General features: G+C 64.7%; 25 protein-coding genes and 1 tRNA gene. 17 read left to right on the forward strand and 9 right to left on the reverse strand.

All coding sequences use genetic code 11. The annotated features are described in order from the left end of the window. Positions 1 to 668: 668 nt before the first annotated feature. The 4 genes from copD to ACFFWD_RS32410 are packed head-to-tail and all read right to left on the reverse strand — an operon-like array spanning position 669 to position 3445. Positions 669 to 1643: a copper homeostasis membrane protein CopD gene (gene copD, locus ACFFWD_RS32395; protein WP_376972369.1), complete on the reverse strand. Its 975-nt coding sequence runs from the start codon at positions 1641 to 1643 to the stop codon at positions 669 to 671. A gap of 12 nt (positions 1644 to 1655) precedes the next feature. Further along, complete coding sequence (locus ACFFWD_RS32400) at positions 1656 to 2006, reverse strand: copper resistance CopC family protein (protein ID WP_376972371.1); 351 nt, start codon at positions 2004 to 2006, stop codon at positions 1656 to 1658. Between the two features lie 2 nt (positions 2007 to 2008). Next, the gene (locus ACFFWD_RS32405) at positions 2009 to 3013 is read right to left on the reverse strand and encodes a hypothetical protein (RefSeq protein ID WP_376972373.1); all 1005 of its coding nucleotides are present in this window, start codon (positions 3011 to 3013) and stop codon (positions 2009 to 2011) included. Positions 3014 to 3070: 57 nt separating this feature from the next. Continuing rightward, complete coding sequence (locus tag ACFFWD_RS32410; RefSeq protein ID WP_376972375.1) at positions 3071 to 3445, reverse strand: DUF2946 family protein; 375 nt, start codon at positions 3443 to 3445, stop codon at positions 3071 to 3073. A 162-nt stretch (positions 3446 to 3607) separates the two neighbouring features. Here ACFFWD_RS32410 and ACFFWD_RS32415 point away from each other — a divergent pair, with 162 nt between their 5' ends. From ACFFWD_RS32415 to ACFFWD_RS32465, 11 genes are all read left to right on the forward strand, one after another. Continuing rightward, positions 3608 to 3991 carry a DUF2946 family protein gene (locus ACFFWD_RS32415; RefSeq protein ID WP_376972377.1) on the forward strand — a complete coding sequence of 128 codons (384 nt, stop codon included), beginning with the start codon at positions 3608 to 3610 and terminating at the stop codon, positions 3989 to 3991. A 43-nt stretch (positions 3992 to 4034) separates the two neighbouring features. Next, positions 4035 to 6251, forward strand: coding sequence for a TonB-dependent receptor family protein (locus tag ACFFWD_RS32420; protein ID WP_376972379.1), 2217 nt, complete (start codon positions 4035 to 4037; stop codon positions 6249 to 6251). An 8-nt stretch (positions 6252 to 6259) separates the two neighbouring features. Further along, entirely contained in the window at positions 6260 to 6505 is a 246-nt protein-coding gene (locus ACFFWD_RS32425; protein WP_376972380.1) for a hypothetical protein, read from the forward strand. Between the two features lie 208 nt (positions 6506 to 6713). Beyond that, positions 6714 to 8027: a serine hydroxymethyltransferase gene (gene glyA, locus ACFFWD_RS32430; protein WP_376972382.1), complete on the forward strand. Its 1314-nt coding sequence runs from the start codon at positions 6714 to 6716 to the stop codon at positions 8025 to 8027. Positions 8028 to 8051: 24 nt separating this feature from the next. Beyond that, complete coding sequence (gene nrdR / locus ACFFWD_RS32435; RefSeq protein ID WP_376972383.1) at positions 8052 to 8534, forward strand: transcriptional regulator NrdR; 483 nt, start codon at positions 8052 to 8054, stop codon at positions 8532 to 8534. Next, positions 8531 to 9682 (forward strand): bifunctional diaminohydroxyphosphoribosylaminopyrimidine deaminase/5-amino-6-(5-phosphoribosylamino)uracil reductase RibD, encoded by a 1152-nt coding sequence (gene ribD, locus ACFFWD_RS32440; RefSeq protein WP_376972384.1) that lies wholly within the window; start codon positions 8531 to 8533, stop codon positions 9680 to 9682. Before nrdR ends, ribD begins: the two co-directional genes overlap by 4 nt. A 145-nt stretch (positions 9683 to 9827) precedes the next feature. Beyond that, positions 9828 to 10436: a riboflavin synthase gene (locus tag ACFFWD_RS32445; RefSeq protein WP_376972386.1), complete on the forward strand. Its 609-nt coding sequence runs from the start codon at positions 9828 to 9830 to the stop codon at positions 10434 to 10436. A 118-nt stretch (positions 10437 to 10554) separates the two neighbouring features. Then, the gene (gene ribH, locus ACFFWD_RS32450) at positions 10555 to 11046 is read left to right on the forward strand and encodes a 6,7-dimethyl-8-ribityllumazine synthase (RefSeq protein ID WP_376972388.1); all 492 of its coding nucleotides are present in this window, start codon (positions 10555 to 10557) and stop codon (positions 11044 to 11046) included. Positions 11047 to 11048: 2 nt separating this feature from the next. Beyond that, entirely contained in the window at positions 11049 to 11546 is a 498-nt protein-coding gene (nusB, locus tag ACFFWD_RS32455; protein WP_376972390.1) for a transcription antitermination factor NusB, read from the forward strand. A gap of 171 nt (positions 11547 to 11717) precedes the next feature. Further along, positions 11718 to 12719, forward strand: a complete 1002-nt coding sequence (thiL, locus tag ACFFWD_RS32460) for a thiamine-phosphate kinase (protein WP_376972392.1) — start codon at positions 11718 to 11720, stop codon at positions 12717 to 12719. Between the two features lie 221 nt (positions 12720 to 12940). Further along, positions 12941 to 15061: a sodium-translocating pyrophosphatase gene (locus ACFFWD_RS32465; RefSeq protein WP_376972394.1), complete on the forward strand. Its 2121-nt coding sequence runs from the start codon at positions 12941 to 12943 to the stop codon at positions 15059 to 15061. A 204-nt stretch (positions 15062 to 15265) separates the two neighbouring features. On the opposite strand, the gene ACFFWD_RS32470 is transcribed toward ACFFWD_RS32465, so the two are convergent. Both ACFFWD_RS32470 and ACFFWD_RS32475 read right to left on the reverse strand, forming a co-directional pair. Further along, positions 15266 to 16273, reverse strand: a complete 1008-nt coding sequence (locus tag ACFFWD_RS32470; protein ID WP_376972396.1) for a Bug family tripartite tricarboxylate transporter substrate binding protein — start codon at positions 16271 to 16273, stop codon at positions 15266 to 15268. Between the two features lie 93 nt (positions 16274 to 16366). Further along, complete coding sequence (locus ACFFWD_RS32475) at positions 16367 to 16843, reverse strand: outer membrane protein assembly factor BamE (RefSeq protein WP_376972398.1); 477 nt, start codon at positions 16841 to 16843, stop codon at positions 16367 to 16369. A gap of 122 nt (positions 16844 to 16965) precedes the next feature. Here ACFFWD_RS32475 and ACFFWD_RS32480 point away from each other — a divergent pair, with 122 nt between their 5' ends. The 6 genes from ACFFWD_RS32480 (at position 16966) to ACFFWD_RS32505 (ending at position 21619) form a co-directional block, all read left to right on the forward strand. Next, on the forward strand, positions 16966 to 17514 hold the full coding sequence (locus tag ACFFWD_RS32480) for a ubiquinol-cytochrome C chaperone family protein (RefSeq protein WP_376972400.1): 549 nt from the start codon (positions 16966 to 16968) through the stop codon (positions 17512 to 17514). After that, the gene (locus tag ACFFWD_RS32485; RefSeq protein ID WP_376972402.1) at positions 17514 to 18092 is read left to right on the forward strand and encodes a YceD family protein; all 579 of its coding nucleotides are present in this window, start codon (positions 17514 to 17516) and stop codon (positions 18090 to 18092) included. Before ACFFWD_RS32480 ends, ACFFWD_RS32485 begins: the two co-directional genes overlap by 1 nt. A 302-nt stretch (positions 18093 to 18394) precedes the next feature. Beyond that, on the forward strand, positions 18395 to 19450 hold the full coding sequence (gene plsX, locus ACFFWD_RS32490; protein ID WP_376972404.1) for a phosphate acyltransferase PlsX: 1056 nt from the start codon (positions 18395 to 18397) through the stop codon (positions 19448 to 19450). Then, positions 19447 to 20427: a beta-ketoacyl-ACP synthase III gene (locus tag ACFFWD_RS32495; RefSeq protein ID WP_376972406.1), complete on the forward strand. Its 981-nt coding sequence runs from the start codon at positions 19447 to 19449 to the stop codon at positions 20425 to 20427. The genes plsX and ACFFWD_RS32495 overlap by 4 nt, the downstream gene beginning before the upstream one ends. A 131-nt stretch (positions 20428 to 20558) precedes the next feature. Beyond that, entirely contained in the window at positions 20559 to 20894 is a 336-nt protein-coding gene (locus tag ACFFWD_RS32500) for an integration host factor subunit alpha (RefSeq protein ID WP_376972408.1), read from the forward strand. 128 nt (positions 20895 to 21022) lie between these two features. After that, a complete protein-coding gene (locus tag ACFFWD_RS32505) occupies positions 21023 to 21619 on the forward strand; it encodes a MerR family transcriptional regulator (RefSeq protein WP_376972410.1) in 597 nt (198 codons plus the stop codon). Positions 21620 to 21635: 16 nt separating this feature from the next. On the opposite strand, the gene ACFFWD_RS32510 is transcribed toward ACFFWD_RS32505, so the two are convergent. From ACFFWD_RS32510 to ACFFWD_RS32520, 3 genes are all read right to left on the reverse strand, one after another. After that, positions 21636 to 21713 (reverse strand) — tRNA-Pro (locus ACFFWD_RS32510). Between the two features lie 532 nt (positions 21714 to 22245). Continuing rightward, the gene (locus tag ACFFWD_RS32515; protein ID WP_376972412.1) at positions 22246 to 22569 is read right to left on the reverse strand and encodes a hypothetical protein; all 324 of its coding nucleotides are present in this window, start codon (positions 22567 to 22569) and stop codon (positions 22246 to 22248) included. Between the two features lie 172 nt (positions 22570 to 22741). Continuing rightward, the gene (locus ACFFWD_RS32520; protein ID WP_376972414.1) at positions 22742 to 23254 is read right to left on the reverse strand and encodes a MarR family winged helix-turn-helix transcriptional regulator; all 513 of its coding nucleotides are present in this window, start codon (positions 23252 to 23254) and stop codon (positions 22742 to 22744) included. Positions 23255 to 23335: the final 81 nt, after the last annotated feature.

Raw genomic sequence — 23335 nt, forward strand, 5'->3', positions numbered from 1 at the left:
TGACATATGGCCCGTTACAGAAGCGGAAGTTGACGGACAGCCGGGTGTTGCAGAGGGCGATGCGAATGACCCAAGTAGGTCGGTCGTAAGTCTCCAGGATCGACCCAACGAAATACCCTGCCAAGCGATCGGCGTCACGTTGCTCCATCGGAAATAGGATGGGACCTATTACTGTCGCGGTTTTACCCCACTTCCAAGAATGGCAGGCATGGGGACCTGGAAGCGGTCCCCCTTTCGGAATAGCTGATCCATTCCTTCAGCGACGGCGACGTTGAAGCCAGCTTCGTAACCCTCGGACACCGCGTTCCATCCGCTTCGCTCAAACTCTCGAAAGGCGTCCGGCTGGTTCGACACCTGAATTGGCATATCCCGCCCCCTATCAGGGTTTCATTGTCGCGTTTCGAAGATATCACCAACCTCTAGCGGACAGAAGCCGGGAGGTATCGGTGACTTCGGAAGGGCGAATGACCGTTCCTGGCCCTTCGCGTCGTTTGCTGCGCCAGCACAAAGGTGGTCGCTATCGGAGCGAAGCGGACATGATCGGAATTTATGAGCATGCGTCCCAGAGTGTCATCCGGCTTTGAACGTCGGTTGTTGGCTCCAGAAGCCGAACTCTTGCCGATCAATGCTTCTGACTCAAAGACGGATTTCGATATCCAAGTATCGCTTCAATCGTAGCTGGTCACCAAAAGGCCGGAAACCTCCTCCAGGTGAACGGCCGGATGCAAGGTTCCGAGCAGCCCGACAATGACGATGATACCCAGTCCGAGTGTTGTCTCGATCGCACTGTTGCGGATCAGCTGACGAAGCGCGACGGACGATTGTTCGTTTCCAGTGGAGGCAAGCTGCGGCGTCAAGCGAAAGCGGTTGATCGCAGCGAAGGCGAGCATCACGGCGAAGAGCGCCAGTTTGAGCATCAGCACGCGCCCATATTCGGTGGCGACGAGCCCATGCAGCGAGCCGACCAGAATGGCGGCGTTGACAACGCCGCTGAGCAGGATGGTTGCCACGCTGATGATCCCGAGCGTCGAAAACCGTTCGGTGGCATCGCGGACGAGCGGCATGTTTTCGCGGACCTGGGGAATAGCCAGGAAAGTGATCAGTGACACCAGGCCGCCGATCCAGGCTGCCGCAGCAACCGCGTGCAACGCATCGGCTGCGAGATGCAGATAGCCGGTGAGGCCAACGGTCGAGCCGGCATGGCCGGTCCAGGCAAGGCTGCCGGCAAGCGCGATCGCCGCCGCGACCCCCAGCCATTGGGCGGCCACCGCGCGGTCTGAGATGAGGCAGGTCGCCAGGCAGATCGCAAGACCCGCGCGGATGGTCGTCACCTCACCGAACTGGGTTTCGTTGACGACCTTCGATAGCACGTCTGCGGTCAGGGCCTCGTTGAGCGGCATTCCGCTCATCGACGCTGCCTGCAGCAGCAGCCAAATCGCGCCCGAGATCACCGAGAGGACGAGACAGGCCCAGATCTGCCGCCGCGTCCGGCTCCGGAACGGAAGTGCCGCCGCGGTGTGGTCCTGCAAGACCGGCATGGCGATGAAGCGGCCGAAAATGACGCTTCCGACCGTTATCGCCGTTGCCGCGAAGTGCACGGCGCGCGTCGCGATCAGCGGCGCTGCTGCTGCGGACCAATCCATCGCGATTCGGCCCTATGGGCCGACCTGGAAGGTGAAGCTCCCATCGGTCGTGTGGGTGTCTGCGGAAAGCACGTGCCAATTGACGTGATAGGTCCCGACACCGCCGCCTTTCAGTGAGACCGATATCTGGTTGCCGTTCACGCGTGCCTTTCCGGCATCGACCCGCTGCCCGGACGGACCGGTGACCGTTATCGTACTGAATGCGGCCTCCAGCTTCTGGGTGAAGGTGAGCGTCACCTCGCGCGGCGGCGTAGCCACCTTGTTGCCGACGCGCGGCTCGGCACGATCGAGAAAGGCGTGGGCGTCTGCCTTGCCGGCGGCAAGCAACAGCAAAACCGCGATGATCAGGGATGAGCGTCGCATGATCAATTCCTCGCAAAGGGGCTAGCGGGCTGCACCGGCCCGCCGAAGATCGGTTTGCCGATGCCGCGGGGATCGATGTCGTCGAGATAAAGATGAAGCTGGGCGATCACGCCGATATGCGTGCCGCTCTGCCGATTGATCGGGATCAGCGCCTCGACGCCGAGCTGATAGGTGTTTCCAACCCAGAGAACGCCGGGGTTGATGGTCCCGGTCGTCAGCGTGCCCGACGTCAGCGTGTTCGCGACCGGGGTCTGCAGCGTGGCCTCAACCAGGGGGATCAGATGATTGAAGACGTCAGGGAGACCGAGATCGACGACCGCGGATTTCAGATAGGGCATGCTGTACTGGATGGTGCCACCCCAGTTCAGCACCCTCGGGTGAAATTCGGTATCTACGGTCAAGTCACCAGTATCGGGATCGACACCGAGGGTCGTGGTGGATCGCCTTCCGGGTATGGCGTAGCCAACCTGTCCGGTGACCGCGATGGGGCGCAGCCATGACAACGTGTCGGGCAGGTCGCCAAAGCCTTTGCCGAAGAAGACGGTCGGCGTGTAGGTGTTGAACGGATCGGCTCCGACGCTGGCGGCGCCGGTGCCGCCCCATTCGATGCTCAGCCCGACCGACATGACGAATTCGTGCACGGGGTCCTTGAAGAGCCGATACTTGAAGGTGGTGTCGAGGTTCTGAAACCCGTGGGCGCCGATGCCGTTGGGGCCGCCCGGTGGGCTGAAGACACTGTAGGTCGAGCCGATCGAGATCGCGAACGCCTCGGTGATCCGCTTGGTAAATTCGCCGGAGAAGTCGCGCTGCCGGAATGACGGATCGTCGCCGGTGTTGAAGCTCGACACTGTCGGCAGTGAAAGCTCGTCATTCACACCGGGATCGTCGATGCTGAGGGTCGCCGGAAAGAAGCGGTTGCCGACGATCTCGTGGGCGCTGCTGCCAGAGAGAGGAACGAGCGCGACGGCGAGCCCCGATAAGGCTGCGCGCGCGTGACGGATGAGCATGGGAAGCTCCGCGGGCGTTGATGTGTAAAGGTCTCACCGGCCGGTGGCCGCGCGGCTTTACGACAGAAACGGCGGAGCGCGCGCCTGAGCCTCGGAAGCGGCTCCCGGACCGGACAGGCACGGCGCAAAATCCTGCCAGGCGACCTGGCGCGTCACGCGATCGACCGCGATCGCGGCTGATGTCTGTGGGGGATCGATCGGGGCGCCGGTCTGCAGCACGCTGCAGGCGGCGCAGCAGCCACCGTGCGCGCGGTGGCCGATCTGATCGTCCTGGCCGGTCCCTTGTGCCGCACCGCCGTGGCAGATGACCGCGCCTGCAAGCGGATCGGAGGCCGCAAGGCTTGCCGCCCAGCATGCGCCGATCGGTGCAAAGATCTGCACCAGAAGGGCAACCAGGACTACAGGTAGAAAACTCTTCAGCTGTCGGCGCATCGGTCCATCCTGCGACAATCTATCGCGAGGGAGAGCCGCCGTCGAGCCAAGTGACAATGCCGAGGCGCCGGAGGGAGGGGGACTGACGATTTCATGGAGTGTGTTGTGCGTCGGCAACGGTGCGCATTCGCGCGCCATGGTAGGCCTGAGGCGGGAATCCAGATGGCGCGGTTCGTTCTCAAACGACGGGTGGGCAGGGTGGCCGCATTCATTGCGGCCTATGCCCTCGTGTTCAATGTGGTCCTCACCAGCCTGCTCGCCGCCAGCATTTCCCCCACGCTCGCGGATGCGGGCCATGTGCTGTGCTTCAGCAGTGTGAGCGCCGATGCGGCGCAAGGTGATGCGGGCAAGAGCGGACAGAAGGCCGCGATCCATTGTCCGCTCTGTGTCGGACATCACGTCACCGGCACGCTTCCTCCGCCGCAGCCGGTCCTCGGCGATCGTGCCTACGTCCAGCTTCGCACCGTGCGCGCGTTCGAAGCACGGTTTGTCGCGCGCTACCGGTCGTACGACCACCAATCTCGCGGACCTCCCGTTCTGACCTGACCACCTGCGCAAGCCATTCGTCAGTTCAATCGGGAATTCCATCATGTCATCCGCTATCCGGCGGCTGCGCGGCTATGTGCTCGCCAGCTCCGCCATCATTCTGGTTTCACCTGCCAACGCGCAGTCAAATTCGCAACAAGGGCTGCCGCCCGTCACGGTCGAAGCGCCGCAACAGACCCGCGCGACGACCGCGCGTCCGCCGCAAAATGCCACGCGTTCGGCGCGCGCGGTTCGCCCGGCTCGGGCACCGGCCGCGCCCGTTCAGCCCGTGGCAGACCAGGGCAACGGCTCACGCGCCGCCTTGGCGGTGCTGTCAGCGCAGCAGGCGCTCAAAGAGATCAACAACACCCCGGGCGGCGTCGCGCTCGTCCCGGCCGAGGCCTATCGGAACTCGACGGTCGCCAACACCATTAAGGACATCCTGGACTATGTGCCCGGCGTATTCGCGCAGCCGAAATGGGGCGACGATACGCGGCTGTCGATCCGCGGCTCCGGCCTGTCGCGCAATTTCCATCTGCGCGGCATCCAGCTCTACATGGACGGCATTCCGATCAACACCTCGGACGGCTACGGCGATTTCCAGGAGATCGACCCGACGGCGTACAAATATGTCGAGGTCTACAAGGGCGGCAACGCGCTGCAGTTCGGCGCGAACTCGCTCGGTGGTGCGGTCAACTTCGTCACGCCCACGGGGCGCGATCCATATCCCAACGGCGTCTCGGTGGATTTCGGCGCGTTCAACACCCGTCGGCTGCAAGCCAATGTCGGTGGCGCGAACGGGCCCTGGGACGGCTTCGTCACGGCATCCACGCAAGCCTCCGACGGCTTTCGCGATCACAGTTTTGGGTCGAGCAACCGCGTCAGCGCCAATGTCGGCTACCAGATCTCGCCCGACGTCGAGACCCGGTTCTATCTGAACGCCAACGAGGTGCGGCAGCGCATCCCCGGCAGCGTCGATCGGACGACCGCGCTGACGTCACCGACCGCGGCCGCGCCCTTCAACGTCATCAATGATTGGCAGCGCAACATCGACACGGTGCGGGTCGCGAACAAGACGACGATCCGTTTCGAAGACACAAAGCTCGAATTCGGCGCGTTCGGGGTCGACCGGCATCTGATGCATCCGATCTTCCAATGGCTCGATTACCGCTACAAGGACTATGGCGGCTTCGCCAAGGTGACCGACGACCGGGTGATCGGCGGCTTCCGCAACCGTTTCGTCGCCGGCTTCAACATCCTCAACGGCAGCATCGACGCGCAGCAATTCGTGAATATCGGCGGCTTCAAGGGGACGCCGACGTCATCATTGCTGCAGAAGCCGGAGAACTATTCGGCGTTTGCGGAGAACTCGTTCTACTTCGTGCCCAACGTCGCCTTCATCGCCGGCACGCAATATCTGTTCGCGGCGCGCGACCAGCAGGTCAATTTCTCGACCAATGGCGACGTCAATGGTCGCAGCACGTTCAGTCTGTGGAGCCCCAAGGTCGGCTTGCTGTGGCAGGTCGATCCGACCTGGCAGGTGTTCGGCAACGTCTCGCGCAGCGCGGAGGTGCCGAGCTTCGGCGAGAGCGTCAGCCCCAACTTCCTCAATCCAACCCTGCCGAACATCCCGTTCTTCCTGATCAAGCCGCAGGTCGCCACGACCTACGAGATCAGCACGCGGATGAAGCGGCCCGATTACGCCTGGGAGATCGCGCTCTATCGCTCTGATATCACCGACGAGCTCTTGTGCCTGTACAGCGCGTTCGGCAATTGCAACGTCACCAACGCCAACAAAACCGTCCATCAGGGCATCGAAGCTGGTGCCGGTGCCGCGATCTTCCGCGATATCTTCGTGAGCGGAGCCGCGCCGGACCATATCTGGCTCAACCTGGCCTATACGCTGAACGATTTCCGCTTCGACAATGATCCGGTGTTCCACAACAACGTCCTGCCGGGCGCGCCGCGCCACTTTGTCCGCGCGGAGCTGTTGTACAAGCATCCGAACGGGATCTATTTCGGGCCCAATCTCGAGTGGGTGCCGCAGGCCTATTTCGTCGACAGCGCCAACACGCTGATGACCTCGGCCTATGCGATCTGGGGCCTCAAGGCCGGCTTCGACAATGGCGGTCCGTTCTCGGGCTACATCGAAGCGCGCAACATCGCCAACAAGGCCTATATCGCAAGCGCAAGCATCATCGACCGGGCGACCGCGACGTCGCCGCTGTTCGAGCCCGGCACGGGCAGGGCGATCTACGCCGGTGTGAGGTACCGATGGTGAGGACGATCATGATTGCCGCACCAATTGCCCGCATCGACTTCGGCCTGACGATCGCGGCCAGGTTGGCCGGCGAGGACGTCGCCAAGCGCATCCAGCTTCTGATCGAATACGACCCGAAGCCGCCATTCGACGCCGGTTCGCCGGAACAGGCCGGTGCGGGCCTCGCCAATGACGTCGTGATGCGGCGGAAGACGCTGATCGATGAGGCAGCGGAGGTCGCGCGATCGGCCGGAGCGGCTTTCCGGCGGCCGTAAGGGGCTCCCCGAGGGGGTGGGGCAGGCCGCCGGCACCCCCTCGCAACATCAGGCCATCCCCACCATATCTGGCATAATTGCGCTGCGCCGACCGCAATCGCTTGGCCTTGAGGGGGCGATGTGGTAACGCTCGGGGACCGCTTCGACCGCCACTCGTGACCGCCCGCATCCTCACCTAAAGGCTTGCGGCGGTGGAGATATTTCGACGATGACCACTTCGCCCAAGAACGCCGCGACTACCGCTTCCGCGCCCGACTCCTTCTTCACGGCGAGCCTTGCTGAGGCCGATCCGGAGATCGCCGCCGCGATCAAGGGCGAACTTGGCCGTCAACGCCACGAGATCGAGCTGATCGCCTCCGAGAACATCGTCAGCCGCGCCGTGCTGGAGGCGCAGGGCTCGGTGATGACCAACAAATACGCGGAAGGCTATCCGGGCGCGCGCTACTATGGCGGTTGCGAGTGGGTCGACGTCGCCGAGAACCTCGCGATCGACCGCGCCAAGAAGCTGTTCGGCGCCGGCTTTGCCAACGTCCAGCCGAACTCCGGCAGCCAGATGAACCAGGCGGTGTTCCTGGCGCTGCTGCAGCCCGGCGACACCTTCATGGGCCTCGACCTCGCCGCCGGCGGCCATCTCACCCATGGCTCGCCGGTCAACATGTCCGGCAAGTGGTTCAAGGCCGTGCACTACACCGTGCGCCGCGAGGACCAGATCATCGACATGGACGCGGTGGCGAAGCAGGCCGAGCAGGTGAAGCCGAAGCTGATCGTCGCCGGCGGCTCGGCCTATTCGCGCGCCTGGGACTTCAAGCGCTTCCGCGAGATCGCCGACTCGGTCGGCGCCTACCTGCTGGTCGACATGGCGCATTTCGCCGGCCTCGTCGCCGGCGGCGTGCACGCCTCGCCGGTGCCCTATGCCCACGTCACCACGACCACCACGCACAAGTCGCTGCGCGGTCCGCGCGGCGGGTTGATGCTGTGGAATGACGAGACGCTGACCAAGAAGCTGAACTCGGCGATCTTCCCCGGCCTGCAGGGCGGCCCGCTGATGCATGTGATCGCCGCCAAGGCGGTGGCATTTGGCGAAGCGCTGCGGCCGGACTTCAAGATCTACGCCAAGAACGTCGTCGAGAACGCCAAGGCGCTCGCCGAGACGCTGCGCGGCCACGGCTTCGACATCGTTTCCGGCGGCACCGACAACCATCTGATGCTGGTCGACCTGCGTCCGAAGGGGCTGAAGGGCAACGTCTCTGAGAAGGCGCTGGTGCGCGCCGCCATCACCTGCAACAAGAACGGCATTCCGTTCGACCCCGAAACCCCGTTCGTCACCTCGGGTCTGCGTCTCGGCACCCCGGCGGCGACCACGCGCGGCTTCGGTGTTGCCGAATTCAAGCAGGTCGGCGGCATGATCGCCGAGGTGCTGAACGCGCTCGCGCAATCGCCGGACGGCAAGGCGCCGCTGGTGGAGGCCGCGATCAAGGAGCGCGTGAAGGCCCTGACCGATCGCTTCCCGATCTATCAATAGGGTTTGCTGTAGAGGTCCCGTTGGATGCGTTGTCCGAGCTGCAACAGTCTTGATACGCAGGTGAAGGACTCGCGTCCGACCGAGGATTCCGCCGTGATCCGCAGGCGGCGCGTCTGCATCGCCTGCAACTTCCGCTTCACCACGTTCGAGCGGGTGCAGCTGCGCGAACTCACCGTCATCAAGCGCAACGGCCGCCGCGTGCCGTTCGACCGCGACAAGCTGGTGCGCTCGCTGCAGATCTCGCTGCGCAAGCGCCCGGTTGATTCCGAGCGGCTGGAGAAGATGGTGTCCGCGATCGTGCGCGAGCTCGAAAGCGGCGGCGAGGCCGAGGTGTCCTCGGAGGCGATCGGCGAGATCGTGATGGAGCATCTGCGCCAGCTCGACGACGTTGCCTATGTCCGCTTCGCCTCGGTCTACCGCAATTTCCGCGAGGCCAAGGACTTCGAGGCGGTGCTCGATGAGCTGACCGGCGAAGAAGATCCGCGGCTCGCGACGCTACGCAAATGATCTTCCGCATCCTGGAAGACCAGTTCGCGCAAAAATCCAAAGCGACGAAGGCGGCGGATCTGCGCTTCATGCAGCTTGCGCTCGCGCTCGGCCGGCGCGGGCCCGGGCGTACCTGCCCCAATCCGGCGGTCGGCGCCGTGATCGTCAAGGACGGCGTGATCGTCGGCCGCGGCTGGACGCAACCGGGCGGCCGGCCGCATGCCGAGGTCGAGGCACTCAGGCGCGCCGGCGAGGCCGCCCGCGGCGCCACGCTCTATGTCACCCTGGAACCCTGTTCGCATTTCGGCCGCTCGCCGCCCTGCGCCGATGCGGTGGTCGCCGCGGGTCTTGCGCGCGTGGTGTCGGCGATCGAGGACCCCAATCCGGAGGTCGCCGGGCAGGGGCACGCCAGGCTGCGCGCCGCCGGGATCGCGGTCGATGTCGGACTGTGTGCGGCGGAAGCTGCGCATGACCATGCCGGTCACTTCCGCCGGATCCGCGACAAGCGCCCGCATGTGATCCTGAAGCTCGCGGTGTCCGCCGACGACAGGATCGCTGCCGCCGGCTACCGGCCGGTCGCGATCACGGGCGATGCCGCCCGGACCCGCGTGCATCTGCTGCGCGCGCAGTGCGATGCGATCCTGGTCGGGATCGGTACCGTCAAGGCGGACGATCCGCTCCTGACCTGTCGCCTGCCGGGCATGGCGGGGCGATCGCCGGTGCGGGTGGTGCTGGACCGCGCGCTGCGGATGCCGGGGAACAGCCGGCTGGTGCGTTCCGCGCGCCAGACGCCGCTGTGGGTGATGACCTCTGATGTCGCCGAGGCGCCTGCGGCGATGAAGCTCGGGGCCGCCGGTGCCGAGGTGATCCGCGTCGCCTCGACCTCGACGCCGCCGGGCCTGGAGCTGCCGGCCGTGCTGCATGCGCTGGCCGACAGGGGCATCACGCGGCTGATGGTCGAGGGCGGGGCGCGGGTCGCAGGATCTTTCATCGCATCCGACCTGGTCGACGAAATCTGGCTGTTGCGCGGACCTGATACGGTCGGTGCCGACGGTGTTCCCGCGCTGGACGCATTGCCGCTGACCGCAATCACGCAGTCGCAGGCCTTCAGGCTTCGTGCTAGCGAGACGCTCGGAAAAGATATTTTGACCGTCTACGATCGTTCGTAGGTCGTCATGGCCGGGCTTGTCCCGGCCATCCACGACTTGCTTTGTCGTTCGTGGCCAAGACGTGGATGCCCGGGGCATAGGCGAGCGGAAGCGACGCCGTCCTTCGGACGGCTATGCCCGGGCATGACGAAGTGAGAGGTTTGTTGTGTTTACCGGAATAGTCACCGACGTCGGTGAGATCACCAGCCTGAAGCCGGTCGCGCAGGGGCAATTGCACCGGATGCGGATTGCCTGCGACTACGACCAGACCACGATCGCCGATGGCGCCTCGATCGCCTGCAACGGCGTCTGCCTCACGGTGGTCGCCTCGGGCACGTCAGACGGCAAGACCTGGTTCGATGTCGACGCCGCGGCGGAGACGCTCGGCATGACCACGGCGAAGCACTGGGTCGCTGGAACCCGCCTCAACCTCGAGCGCGCGCTCAAGATCGGTGACGAGCTCGGCGGCCACATCGTGGCAGGCCATGCCGACGGGATTGTGACCATTTCGAAGCGCGATGACCTGCCTGACATGGCGCGCTTCGAGCTCAAGACCACCCGCGAGCTTGCACGTTTCATCGCCGCCAAAGGCTCGATCACGCTGGACGGCGTGTCCTTGACCGTGAATACGGTCGATGACGTCATCTTTTCGGTGCTGATCATCCCGCATACGCTTCAAGTGACGACCCTGAGCGGCTGGAAGGCGGGCAGTGAGGTCAATATCGAGGTCGATCTGATGGCCCGCTACGCGGCGCGGCTCTCGGAAATGAAATAGCGACAACGACAAATGTGTCATACGCGGGCTTGACCCGCGTATCCATCCTCTTAACACAATGGGCCCCCGGCACGATGGACTGCCGGGGCAAGCCCGGCAATGACGACGAAGGTAGACTATGGCTGACGCGCGGCGCGCACCCCTGAAGGACCAGACCGACGTAACAGGCGCGCGCGCGCTGATCGTCGAGGCACGGTTCTATGACGACATCCAGGACGCGCTGTTGGAAGGCGCAGTTGCCGAGTTGAAGGCCGCCGGCGTCTCCCATGACGTGATCACGGTGACCGGCGCACTCGAGATCCCGGCGGCGATCGCGATCGCGATCGATGCGGCGGAAGCGAACGGCAGGCCGTATGATGCGGCGATTGCGCTCGGCTGCGTCGTGCGCGGCGACACCATCCATTTCGAGATCGTCTCGATGGAGTCCTCGCGCGGTCTGATGGATCTGGCGGTGAGCCGGAAATTCCCGCTCGGTAATGGCATCATCACCGTCAACACCGAGGAGCAGGCGTGGGCGCGGGCGCGCGCCAGCGAGTTGAACAAGGGCGGCGACGCCGCGCGCGCCGCGCTTGCGGTGCTGCGCATCAAGCGCCGGCTGACAAAGGCCTGACCATGGCTGAGAACAAGAAACCCCTGAAAGGCCCCGACCGCAAAGCCAACCGGCGCGGCGCAGCAAGGCTCGCGGCCGTGCAGGCGCTCTACCAGATGGATATCGCCGGCGCCGGGTTGAACGACATCTTCGCCGAGTTCGAGAGCTACTGGCTCGGCAACGAGGTCGAGGGCGAGAAATACCTGCCGGCCGAGGCCGCGTTCTTCCGCGACGTCGTCTCCGGCGTGGTGCGCGACCAGGCCAAGCTCGATCCCTTGATCGACGAGGCGCTCTCGAAGGGCTGGCCGCTGAAGCGGATCGACGCGATCCTGCGCGCCGTGCTGCGTGCCGGCTCCTACGAGCTCGAGCATCGCAAGGACGTGCCCGGCCGCGTCGTCGTGTCGGAATATGTCGACGTCGCGCACGCTTTCGTCGAGCAGGACGAGACCGGCATGGTCAACGCCGTGCTCGACCAGATCGCGCGCCAGTTCCGCGGCGACGAGTTCGTGCGGGGTAGTTAGAGCGATGCCACTCTCCGTAGCCGTCACCCCAGCGATGAGCGCAAAGCGCTCACGCTCGAGGTGCCGTAGCGCAGCGGAGGCCTCGAAGGGCGGCGGCGTGGCTCAGTGGTTGCGCCTCGGCCGCGCATCCTTCGAGGCTCGCAAGGGCTCGCACCTCAGGATGACGGGTCGATGACCGCGGCCAACAAACCGCTTTCCGCCGAAGACTCCCTTATCGCGCGCTATTTCAAGCCGCTTGCGACCGATCCGGGCGCGTTCAATCTCGATGACGACGCCGCCGCCCTGAAGGGGGCGGGCGAGGACATCGTGGTCACGACGGATGCGATCGTCGAGGGTGTGCATTTCCTCCCCAATGATCCGCCCGACACGCTGGCGCGCAAGGCGCTGCGGGTGAACCTCTCCGACATCGCGGCGAAGGGCGCGACACCCGCGGGCTTCGTGCTGACGCTGGCGCTGCGCGGCGCGGACGAGGCCTGGCTGAAGCCATTCGCCGAGGCGCTCGGCGCGGATGCCGCCCACTATGGCTGTCCGCTGCTCGGCGGCGATACCGTCTCGACGCCGGGGCCGCTGATGATCTCGATCACCGCGTTCGGGCGGGTGCCGCAGGGCAAGATGATCCACCGCTCCGGCGCCAAGGCGGGGGACCGGGTGGTGGTCACCGGGACCATCGGCGATGCCGCGCTCGGGCTCGACGTGCTCAAGGGGGGAGTTGCCGCCGGTGCGCTGGTCGCGGACGCCGGCGCCCGCGACGCGCTCGCCGCCCGTTACCGCGTGCCGCAGCCGCGCAATGCGCTGGCGCTCGCGGTGCGCGAGCATGCCAGCGCGGCCATGGACGTGTCGGATGGGCTTGCCGGCGATCTGGCAAAGCTCTGCGCAGCCTCCGGCGTGTCTGCTATCATCGATGTCCCGAGCGTCCCGCTTTCGCAGCCGGCGTCGGCCTTGGTGGCACGCAAGGTGGTCGGCTTCGATGCGCTGATCACCGGCGGCGACGATTACGAGCTGCTGTGTGCGATTCCCGACAACCGCCTGGCGTCCTTCACCTCGGCCGCCCGCCGCGCAGGGATTGCCGTGACTGCGATCGGCGGCATCATCGCCGGCTCGTCGCCGCCGAGCTTCCTCGACGGGCAGGGCAGGGAACTGACGCTTCAGCGGCTGTCCTACAGCCATTTCTAGGATTCGGTCCAAAAGCCCCGATTCGCTTGCCAAATTCCTGCCGAAATCGCCGCTTTCGGCCGTTGGTGCCGTTGCGCAGGGGTAACGATTTTGGCAAGGTCGCGCCCGATTTGAGGCCATCCCTTTTTGGGGAGGGATGATCCTCATGAAAAAAAGCGCCTGCCGCATCGAGCGGCACAAAAAGGCGCGGGGGTTACATCAAGGATCTGAGGCAACATTCAATGACAGCATTATGGGTGATTGTGCTCTGCGGGGCGCTTTCCATCGTTTACGCAATCTGGGCGACCTCGTCGGTCTTGAACGCGGATGCGGGCAATCCGCGCATGCAGGAGATCGCCGCCGCCGTGCGCGAAGGCGCGCAGGCCTATCTGCGCCGCCAGTACACCACGATCGGCATGGTCGGCGTCGTGATCTTCATCCTGCTCGCCTATTTCCTCGGCATGCAGGTCGCGATCGGCTTTGCGATCGGCGCCGTGCTGTCGGGCGCGGCCGGCTTCATCGGCATGAACGTCTCGGTGCGCGCCAACGTCCGCACCGCGCAGGCGGCGACCACCTCGCTCGCTGGCGGCCTCGAACTCGCCTTCAAGGCGGGCGCGATCACCGGCCTGCTGGTCGCCGGCCTCGCGCTGCTCGGCGTCACCATCTACTTCATGATCCTGGTCAAGTTCATGGGGCTCGCGGCGGATAGCCGCACGGTCGTCGACGCGATGGTGGCGCTCGGCTTCGGCGCCTCGCTGATCTCGATCTTCGCCCGTCTCGGCGGCGGTATCTTCACCAAGGGTGCGGACGTCGGCGGCGATCTCGTCGGCAAGGTCGAGGCCGGCATCCCCGAGGACGATCCGCGCAACCCGGCCACCATCGCCGACAACGTCGGCGACAATGTCGGCGACTGCGCCGGCATGGCGGCCGACCTGTTCGAGACCTATGCGGTGACCGCGGTCGCCACCATGGTGCTCGCGGCGATCTTCTTCGCCAAAACTCCGATCCTGGTGAACATGATGACGCTGCCGCTCGCGATCGGCGGTATCTGCATCATCACATCGATCATCGGCACCTTCTTCGTCAAGCTCGGCGCCAACCAGTCGATCATGGGCGCGCTGTACAAGGGCCTGATCGCCACCGGCGTGCTGTCGCTGGTCGGCGTCGCCGGCGCCATCAACTGGCTGATCGGCTTCGGCAAGCTCGACGGCGTCGAGTACACTGGCATGGCGCTGTTCTGGTGCGGCGTGGTCGGCCTGGTCGTCACCGGCCTGATCATCTGGATCACCGAGTACTACACCGGCACCGACTTCCGCCCGGTGAAGTCGATCGCCTCCGCCTCCGTCACCGGTCACGGCACCAACGTGATCCAGGGCCTCGCGGTCTCGATGGAAGCGACCGCGCTGCCCGCGATCGTCATCATCGCCGGCATCCTCGTCACCTACAGCCTTGCCGGCCTGTTCGGCATCGCGATCGCGACCGCCACCATGCTGGCGCTGGCCGGCATGATCGTGGCGCTCGACGCCTTCGGCCCGGTCACCGACAACGCCGGCGGCATCGCCGAAATGGCGGGACTGCCCAAGGAGGTGCGTAAGTCGACCGACGCGCTGGATGCGGTCGGCAACACCACCAAGGCGGTGACCAAGGGCTACGCGATCGGCTCGGCCGGTCTCGGCGCGCTGGTGCTGTTTGCGGCCTATAATCAGGACCTCAAATTCTTCATCGCCGACTCCAACGCCCACGCGTACTTCAAGGGCGTCAACCCGGACTTCTCGCTCAATAACCCCTACGTCGTGGTGGGCCTGCTGTTCGGCGGTCTGCTGCCGTATCTGTTCGGCGCGATGGGTATGACGGCGGTGGGACGTGCCGCCGGTGCGATCGTCGAGGAGGTCCGTCGCCAGTTCCGCGAGAAGCCCGGCATCATGCAGGGCACCGACAAGCCGGACTACGGTAAGGCGGTCGATCTGCTGACCAAGGCGGCGATCAAGGAGATGATCATCCCGTCGCTGCTGCCGGTGCTGTCGCCGATCGTGGTCTACTTCCTGATCTACGCGATCGCGGGCGGCGGCGCGGCCGGCAAGTCGGCGGCATTCTCCGCCGTCGGCGCCATGCTGCTCGGCGTGATCGTCACCGGCCTGTTCGTCGCGATCTCGATGACCTCGGGCGGCGGTGCTTGGGACAACGCCAAGAAGTACATCGAGGACGGCCACTACGGCGGCAAGGGGTCTGACGCCCACAAGTCCGCGGTGACCGGCGACACCGTCGGCGATCCCTACAAGGACACGGCGGGCCCGGCGGTGAACCCGATGATCAAGATCACCAACATCGTGGCGCTGCTGCTGCTGGCGATCCTCGCGCACTGAGCGGCGCGACAAGGCCAAGAACAGAAACCCCGCGGTGCGAGCCGCGGGGTTTTCTATTTTGGGCGGCGCGAGAATCTTACCGCGTCATTGCGAGGAGCTCGCGACAAAATTGCGAAGCTATTTTGCGCTGAAGCGACGAAGCAATCCATCGCGCCGCAAGTGGAGAAATGGATTGCTTCGGTTCGCTCGCAATGACGGTGGAAGCTATTTCACCTCCATCTGCAAGCCTTCCTTCTCGATAATGGCGGCGAATTTCCTAGTTTCCGCCTCGACGAAATCGGAGAACTGCTGCGGCGTGCCGTAGTCGGCGCGGGCGCCCATGCCACTGATGTTCTTCTTGATGTCGTCGCGCTCCAGGAGTGCCTTGACCTGCCGGTTGAGCTCGTCGAGCACGGGTGCCGGCGCCGTCTTCGGCAGGAACACGCCGAACCAGCTCGACACGTCGAATTTGGCAAGCTCGGCCGCGCCGTCGCGCATGGTCGGCAAATTGGGCGCGGAATCGCTGCGCTCCGGCGTGGTGACGCAGAGGCCGTTGAGCTTGCCGTCCAAGACCTGCGGCAGCGAGGGATAGAGGTTGTCGAACAGGATCTGGATGTCGCCGGCAAGCCCCGCCTGCAGCGCCGGGCCGGCGCCGCGGAACGGCACATGCGTCATCTTCAGCCCGGTCAGTTGCAGGAACCAGGCGCCGGTGAGGTGGGGGCTCTGTCCGGTGCCGGACGAGCCATAAGTCAGCTTGTCGGGGTTCTTCTGCAGGAACGCGATCAACTCGGGGATCGACTTGAGGCCGGTGGAGGGATGCGCCGAAACGATGTTCGGAATCCGGATCATGTTGGAGACCGGCTGCAGCTGGTCGGCCTTGTAGGTCAGGTTCCTGAAGATGCTGTAGGCGATCGCATTCGGTCCGGGATTGCCGATCAGGATGGTGTGGCCGTCGCCCTTGCTACGGGCGACCTCGGCGGTGCCGATGGTGCCACCTGCGCCGGAGCGGTTTTCCACGATCACCGACTGGCCCCAGATTGGCTGCAGGTGTGCCGCCAACAGGCGTCCCATCACGTCGGTCGAACCGCCCGCTGCCGCCGGCACGATGAGCCGCACGGTTTCGGTCGGCCGCCAGTCGCCGGCCCCGAGGCTTGCGCGCGGCAGGATGGCTGCGGCGGAGAGCGCCGTCGCGCCCGACAATACCGTACGGCGGGAAAATCGTTTACTGCTCATGCGCTTACCCCCTGCTCATGTGTCGTTTTGCGAGCAAGCGTAGAAAGCGCTTGCGACGCGGGCAAGCGGCGACTTGGCGCAGGCGAACCGCCTTTAGTTGAAGCTGAGCAGCTTGAACAGCGGCGTCAGGTAGGACATTTCCTGACCCGAGGTTGGCGTGGTGCGGCTGATGAAGTCGAAGATCTTGCCGTCCTGCAGGCCGTAATTGGCGAGGCGCCGCACCTGGCGGTTCTTGTCGAAATAGATCGCGATCACGCGCTGGTCGACCACCCGCTGGTTCATGAAGGCGACCGGCCGCTCGGAACGCTGCGAGATGTAATAGAACACCTCGCCGTCCAGCGTGGCGACGGTGGAGGGCGTGCCCATCACGATCAGCACCTGGTCCTGGCTGGCGCCGATCGGAATCTGCTCGAGCGCACCCTGCGGCAGGATGTAGCCCTTCTGGAATTGCTCGCCGGTGCAGGCGCCGAGCAGGGCGCAGACGAGGCCGATGGCTGCGACAGCGCGGAAGCGCGAGAGCGGACGGCGCGAAATGGCCGCGCGCAGGCGTCTTGGACTGAAGTCGGTCATCGGCGGAACTGATCCGTCCCCTTGCATCGCGCGAGGCGTTGACGTACCGGGCAGCTCAATGGATTGCAATACAGGCGAGCCTCCAACGGGCGACCGCTCCGGGCTCGCACGCGGAACCCACCATGCTTTGGCCGTTCAATCACTTCAGAAAACCCCGGATACCGCCGCACGGCACCATTGAGTCCATCTATGGCATGATCGTGACGCAGGCGCGAGAACCGTTATTTTACCGTGACTTGGGCGTTCCCGACACGGTTAACGGCCGTTTCGACCTGCTGTTGATGCATCTGTGGCTGGTGTTGCAGCGCTTCAAATCCGCCGAGGCCGGTTCGGACCTGTCCCAGGCCCTGTTCGACCATTTCTGCACCGACATGGACGACAATCTGCGCGAGATGGGGGTGGGAGATCTCACGGTGCCGAAGCGCATGCAGGCCTTCGGGGAGGCGTTTTACGGCCGCACCGCGGCCTACGACCTCGCGCTGACCGACAGCGACGAGGCGTTGGCGCAGGCGTTCTGCAAGAACATCCTCAACGGCGAGAACATCGAGAAGGCGCGCGCGCTCGCCGCCTATGCGCGGCGCGCGCTCGCCGAGCTGGCGCGGGTCGACCTGGCCGTGCTCAGGAGCGGGGCGTGGCGTTTTCCCGTCCCCCTGACCGCGGGGGCAAGCTGATGACAGACACATCGCGTACCCCTTTGCGTGATCCTTGGCGCGTCCCGGTCAACGTGGCGCAGATTCCGGAAACCGGGCTGCACCGCGAGATCGAGGCCGACGCCGCCGTGCGCAAGGCGATGGCCGAGATCGCGGAATTGCGCGAGGTGATCTCCGCGCGGGCATCCTTCGACCTGACGCCAAAGCGCGATGGCCGCTACCGTGTCACGGGCCATGTGCATGCACGGATCGGGCAGACCTGCGTGGTGACGCTCGATCCGATCGAGAACGACATCGACGAGCCGATCGACCTGATCTTCGCTCCGCCGGACCAGATTCCAGAGATGGCCGATCTGGTCGACGACGCCGAGGAGAGCAGCGAGGAGACGCCGGACCCGCCGGAGCCGATCGTGAATGGCTTCATCGACATCGGCCGGCTCGCCACCGACGCGCTGTTCCTCGCGATCGACCCGTATCCGCGCAAGCCGGACGCGGTTTTTGAGTCTCCGGTTGAAGCGCCTGATCCGGAAGATCATCCCTTTGCGGCGCTGAGAGCGCTGCAGGAAAAGCCCGCCGGCAAGAAGCCGAAAGGCAAATAGGCCGACATTGAAGTGGACGACGGGCCTGTAGCCCCGCGCGAGCTGCATCCGTCGTTGCCTCAAGTATCTTGAATAAGATATTGATAAGTATATATTTTGTCGCCAGGCGGGGTCGCGCTGGAGCGAAGTTCCAGGGCGCGACAGCATGCGGTCAAGAGGTTGTGTCGGATCAAGGACACGCTATTGTCGCGGCCCGGCCGGGACGCGCGTTGGCGTTTCGCCGCGCGCCGTTGACAGCGGCGGCATCAAGCGCGCGGCCCGTGTCGTAAGGGGCCGCTGGAGAGCAGGTTTCCGGGACGTTCATGCCTAAAAAGGTTCGAATCGCGCTTGACGCCATGGGTGGCGATGTCGGCGCATCGGTCGTCATTCCCGGCGCCGCAATCTCGTTGAGCCGTCATCCCGAGAGCGAATTCCTGCTGTTCGGGGACCAGGCGCGGATCGAGCCCGAGCTCGCCAAGCATCCGGCGCTGAAGGCGGCGTCGAAGGTGATCCACACCGACGTCGCCGTCAGCGGGGACGACAAGCCGAGCCAGGCGTTACGTCGCGGCCGCAAGACCTCCTCGATGTGGCTTGCGATCGACGCGGTGAAGAAGGGCGAGGCCGATGTGGCGGTCTCAGCCGGCAACACGGGTGCCTTGATGGCGATGGCGCGGTTCAACTTAAGGACCTTGCCCGGCGTCGATCGTCCGGCGCTCGCAGCGCTGTGGCCGACGACCCGCGGCGATTCCGTCGTGCTCGACCTCGGCGCCACCATCGGCGGCGACGCCCATCACCTCGCGACACTGGCGGTGATGGGCAGCGCCATGGCCAGTGTGCTGTTCAACCTCGAACGGCCCACCGTCGGCCTCCTCAACATCGGAGAGGAGGAGATCAAGGGCCATGAGGAAATCCGCGAGGCCGCCGAAATGCTGCGCGCCCTGCCTGACATCAACTATATCGGCTTCGTCGAAGGGGACGGCATCGGCCAGGGGCGTGCCGACGTGATCGTCTCCGAGGGATTCAGCGGCAATATCGCGCTAAAGGCCGCCGAAGGCACCGCCCGCCAGATGTTCGAGCTGTTGCGCGAGGCGATCGGTTCGAGCTGGATCTCGCGCATCGGCTATCTCCTGGCCCGTGGCGCCTTCAGGAAGCTGCGCGACAAGCTCGACCCCAACAAGGGGAACGGCGGGGTGCTGCTCGGCCTCAAGGGCGTGGTGGTCAAGAGCCATGGCGGGGCCAGCGTGGAAGGCTTTGCCTATGCGGTCGATGTTGGCTATGAGATGGCCCACTTCGATCTCCTCACCAAGATCAATCAGATGTTAAATCGCGACGGCAGCGTGCTGGTGCAGGCTCAGACCGCGCAGGAGGCTGTCTCGTGACTGCGATACGATCGGTCGTACTCGGCTGCGGCTCTTATTTGCCGGAGCGGGTTATGACCAATGCCGAACTGGCGTCCAGGATAGACACGTCGGATGAGTGGATCGTGCAGCGCACGGGCATCCGCGAGCGTCACATCGCGGCCGACGACGAATTCACCTCGCACCTTGCGATCAAGGCGGCGCGCGCCGCGCTCGCCCATGCGCGGATCGACGCGCAGGCGATCGACCTGATCGTGCTGGCGACCTCGACGCCCGACAACACCTTCCCGGCCACCGCGGTTGCGGTCCAGCACGGCCTCGGTATCAATCACGGCGCTGCCTTCGACCTGCAGGCGGTGTGCTCCGGCTTCGTGTTCGCGCTCGCGACCGCCGACAATTTCCTGCGCGGCGGCGCCTACAAGCGGGCGCTGGTGATCGGCGCCGAGACGTTCTCGCGCATCCTCGACTGGGAAGACCGCGGCACCTGCGTGCTGTTCGGCGACGGCGCCGGCGCCATCGTGCTCGAGGCGCAGACGCAGAAGGCGGGCGACGTCAGCGACCACGGCGTGCTGACCACGCATCTGCGCTCCGACGGCCGTCACAAGGCAAAACTGTTCGTGGACGGCGGACCGGGCTCGACCAGGACGGTCGGGTATCTGCGCATGGAAGGCAAAGAGGTGTTCAAGCACGCGGTCGGCATGATCACCGACGTGATCGTCGACGCCTTCAACGCCACCGGCGTCACCGCCGAGGACATCGACTGGTTCATTCCCCACCAGGCCAACAAGCGAATCATCGACGCGTCGGCGCACAAGCTTCATATTGCGCCGCAGAAGGTGGTGCTGACCGTCGACAAGCACGGCAACACCTCGGCGGCTTCGATCCCGCTCGCGCTGGCGGTCGCGGTGAAGGACGGACGCGTCAAGAAGGGCGACCTGCTGCTTCTGGAAGCCATGGGCGGCGGCTTCACCTGGGGTTCAGCGCTCGTGCGCTGGTAGGCGGATCGCTACAAAGCGCCAGCGTTTTGTCGGCTTCTTTCATGCGTCTGCATGATGGTGGCTGTTGACCATTGCGCGCTAAGCTTTTAATTTCAGTCAAGAAATTGTTCGCCGAGAGTGCGGGGCAGGCGATGACCACGGGAACCGGGAAAACAGTTACACGCGTCGATCTGTGCGAGGCGGTCTATCAGAAGGTAGGCCTGTCGCGCACCGAGTCGTCGGCGTTCGTCGAGCTAGTGCTGAAGGAAATCACCGATTGCCTGGAGAAGGGTGAGACGGTGAAGCTGTCGTCGTTCGGTTCGTTCATGGTGCGCAAAAAGGGACAGCGGATCGGACGCAATCCGAAGACCGGCACCGAGGTGCCGATCTCGCCGCGCCGCGTGATGGTGTTCAAGCCGTCAGCGATCCTGAAGCAGCGCATCAACGGTCACGTGCCGACCAATGGCGACGGCAGCAAGGCTGACTGATCCCATCAGATCATGACGCGATTACAGCGAATCGCACCATGATCTAATGTATTCAATCGAGCATGACCTCTCCGGAAGACCGGTTTTTGCGTTTCCGGATCATGCGCTGACACCAGAGGAGCGGGCGTTTGGACAAGGCGCCGGATGCGTTCCGTACCATCAGCGAGGTCGCTGATGAGCTCGACATTCCCCAGCACGTCCTGAGATTCTGGGAGACGCGCTTCGCGCAGATCAAGCCGATGAAGCGCAGCGGCGGCCGCCGCTACTACCGCCCCGACGACGTCGACCTGCTCAAGGGCATCCGCCGGCTGCTCTACGGCGAGGGCTATACGATCCGTGGCGTGCAGCGGATCCTGAAAGAGCATGGCATCAAGTCGGTGCAGGGTATCGCCGACCAGACCGCGGCCGTCTCGTTCGGCGCGGTCGAGGAAGCGGTCGGCCACAGCATGGCCGAGCCCGACGATGTCGAACTGGCGGACGGCGCCGGCGCCGATCTCGACGGCGACGACGAGGAGGGGAGCGGCATCGATTATCGATTCGTCGACCCCGACGAGGACGCCATCCTGTCGACCTACAAGGCGCGTGCCCAGCCGGCCAAGGCAGCCGCCGCGGCCGCTCCGGTGCGGGCCGGCGTGCCCGCCGTCGACCGCGAGCGGCTGGAACGCGCGCTGCAGGAGCTCGTCGCCTGCCGGCAGATGCTGGATGCAGCGATGAAGGACGGCTGAAGAATTGGGGGTAAAATGGTCGGAGCGAGAGGATTTGAACCTCCGACCCCTAGTCTCCCAGACTAGTGCGCTAACCGGGCTGCGCCACGCTCCGATGCCGTTCCATTAGCTGTGATCCTGCGTTCGCGCAAGGCGTCCGCCGAGGGTTCCAGGACGCTTATCGCGATCTCCGGAATTCGCGTCGCGGTCGAACTGGCGGCGACCAAAATGCACGTCAATCGGGGGGCGCGCATGGGCCCGGTTGGCCGAACGCCCTCTGTTTGGCCGCGAACCGCGCTTGGAGGAAACGGTCCCCGTCCTGCCGAGTTCGATGCCGTGGGACATGCCGGCTCTTTGGTGGAGCTAGCTGCGGCCGCGGAGGGCGCGGTCCCGGCCTAGGGTCAACCTGGGGATGGCCGAGACCGCGCTGACCTCGCGCTGGTGTGGACAATGTCACCACGGCGGAGCGGTCGTGGCAGGTGCCAAAAGTCATGTCAGGGGCGGGCTCCCCCGACGCAGCGCGACGCAGTGACCTGCCGACCGGGTCGCCAGAATGGCAAAAGGCCCGCCAACGTGGGCCTTCGCCATCTCGAGCGGGTGACGGAGTTCGCCCGCTCGCGCGTTGAACCAATATCCGCCCAGCCCATCTAGTCGTCGTCATCCCAACCAGAAACGCTGCGATAGTCATCGTTCCGGTACCGATATCGAGGCGCGTAATAGCCGTCGTCATAGCCGCTGTCGTAGCGGCGGTATGTCGGATATTCGCTGTAGCCCTGGTACGACGGATAGGAATGGTTGTCCTGCGCGGACGATGCGAGCGCGCCGCCGATCAGGCCGCCGATGATCAGGCCGCCGATCAGCGCGGCGTTCTGGCCGTCTCGCGCCTCGGCCGGCGCAGAGCCGGCGAACAGCGTGGCGACCACGGCGAGTGCGGCAAAGCCGCTTGCAAGGGATTTCTTCAGCGCAGACATTTGCCGCCTCCATTGGGATTGCGAGCTCGTTCTGCATTGCGGGCTTTGAACCCGTGCTGAATGTGTTGTTGTCGCTCGTTCATCTCCGGGAGCTGCGACGGAATGCGTGCCTGACGTTGGCGGCGTCGCGGAGGCCGCGCACCAAGGTGAACTCACTCAAACTCCCATCGCCTCAAAAATCAAAATCCGACGCGACCTTCAGGCATACCTTCTCAAGACGATTGTTGAGCGTGACGAGCTTCGCCGTGAACGCGGTCAGTTCCTTCTCGTCGAATTCCTCGAAGACGAATTTCCGGATCGCGCTGTATTGTTCGGCGAGGCTCGCCATGTGCTTGCGCGTCTTGTCCGTCAGCGACATCTGGACCACCCGCGCGTCGACAGGCGAGGACGCGCGGCGCAACAGGCCTTTCTGCTCGAGCAGCTTGGACTGGGTGGTCACGAACGACGGATCGACATGGAGCAGCTTCGACACGACATTGACCGGCACGCCGCCGTCCTTGTCGAGATCGGAGATGGCGATCAGGATCATCCATTGCGGGCCGCTGATGCCGAGTGTCTTGCCCCAGATCTGGCGAACCTCTTCCAGATGGCAGTTGATGGAGGAAATCTCCAACGTGAAGCGCTTGATGATATCAAGGCTTTCGATCGCGCGTTGGCGCGACGGGGCCTTCCTTGTTGCCGACACAGCTTCCCTTCCTCTTGCAGCCGATCAGCTTCACGCTGATTTGATTCTCGTTGCCCCTTGCGGTGGGCGTGATTGTTCACG

The sequence above is a fragment of the Bradyrhizobium erythrophlei genome (assembly GCF_042430365.1).
In the GTDB taxonomy this organism is placed as follows: Bacteria; Pseudomonadota; Alphaproteobacteria; order Rhizobiales; family Xanthobacteraceae; genus Bradyrhizobium; species Bradyrhizobium erythrophlei.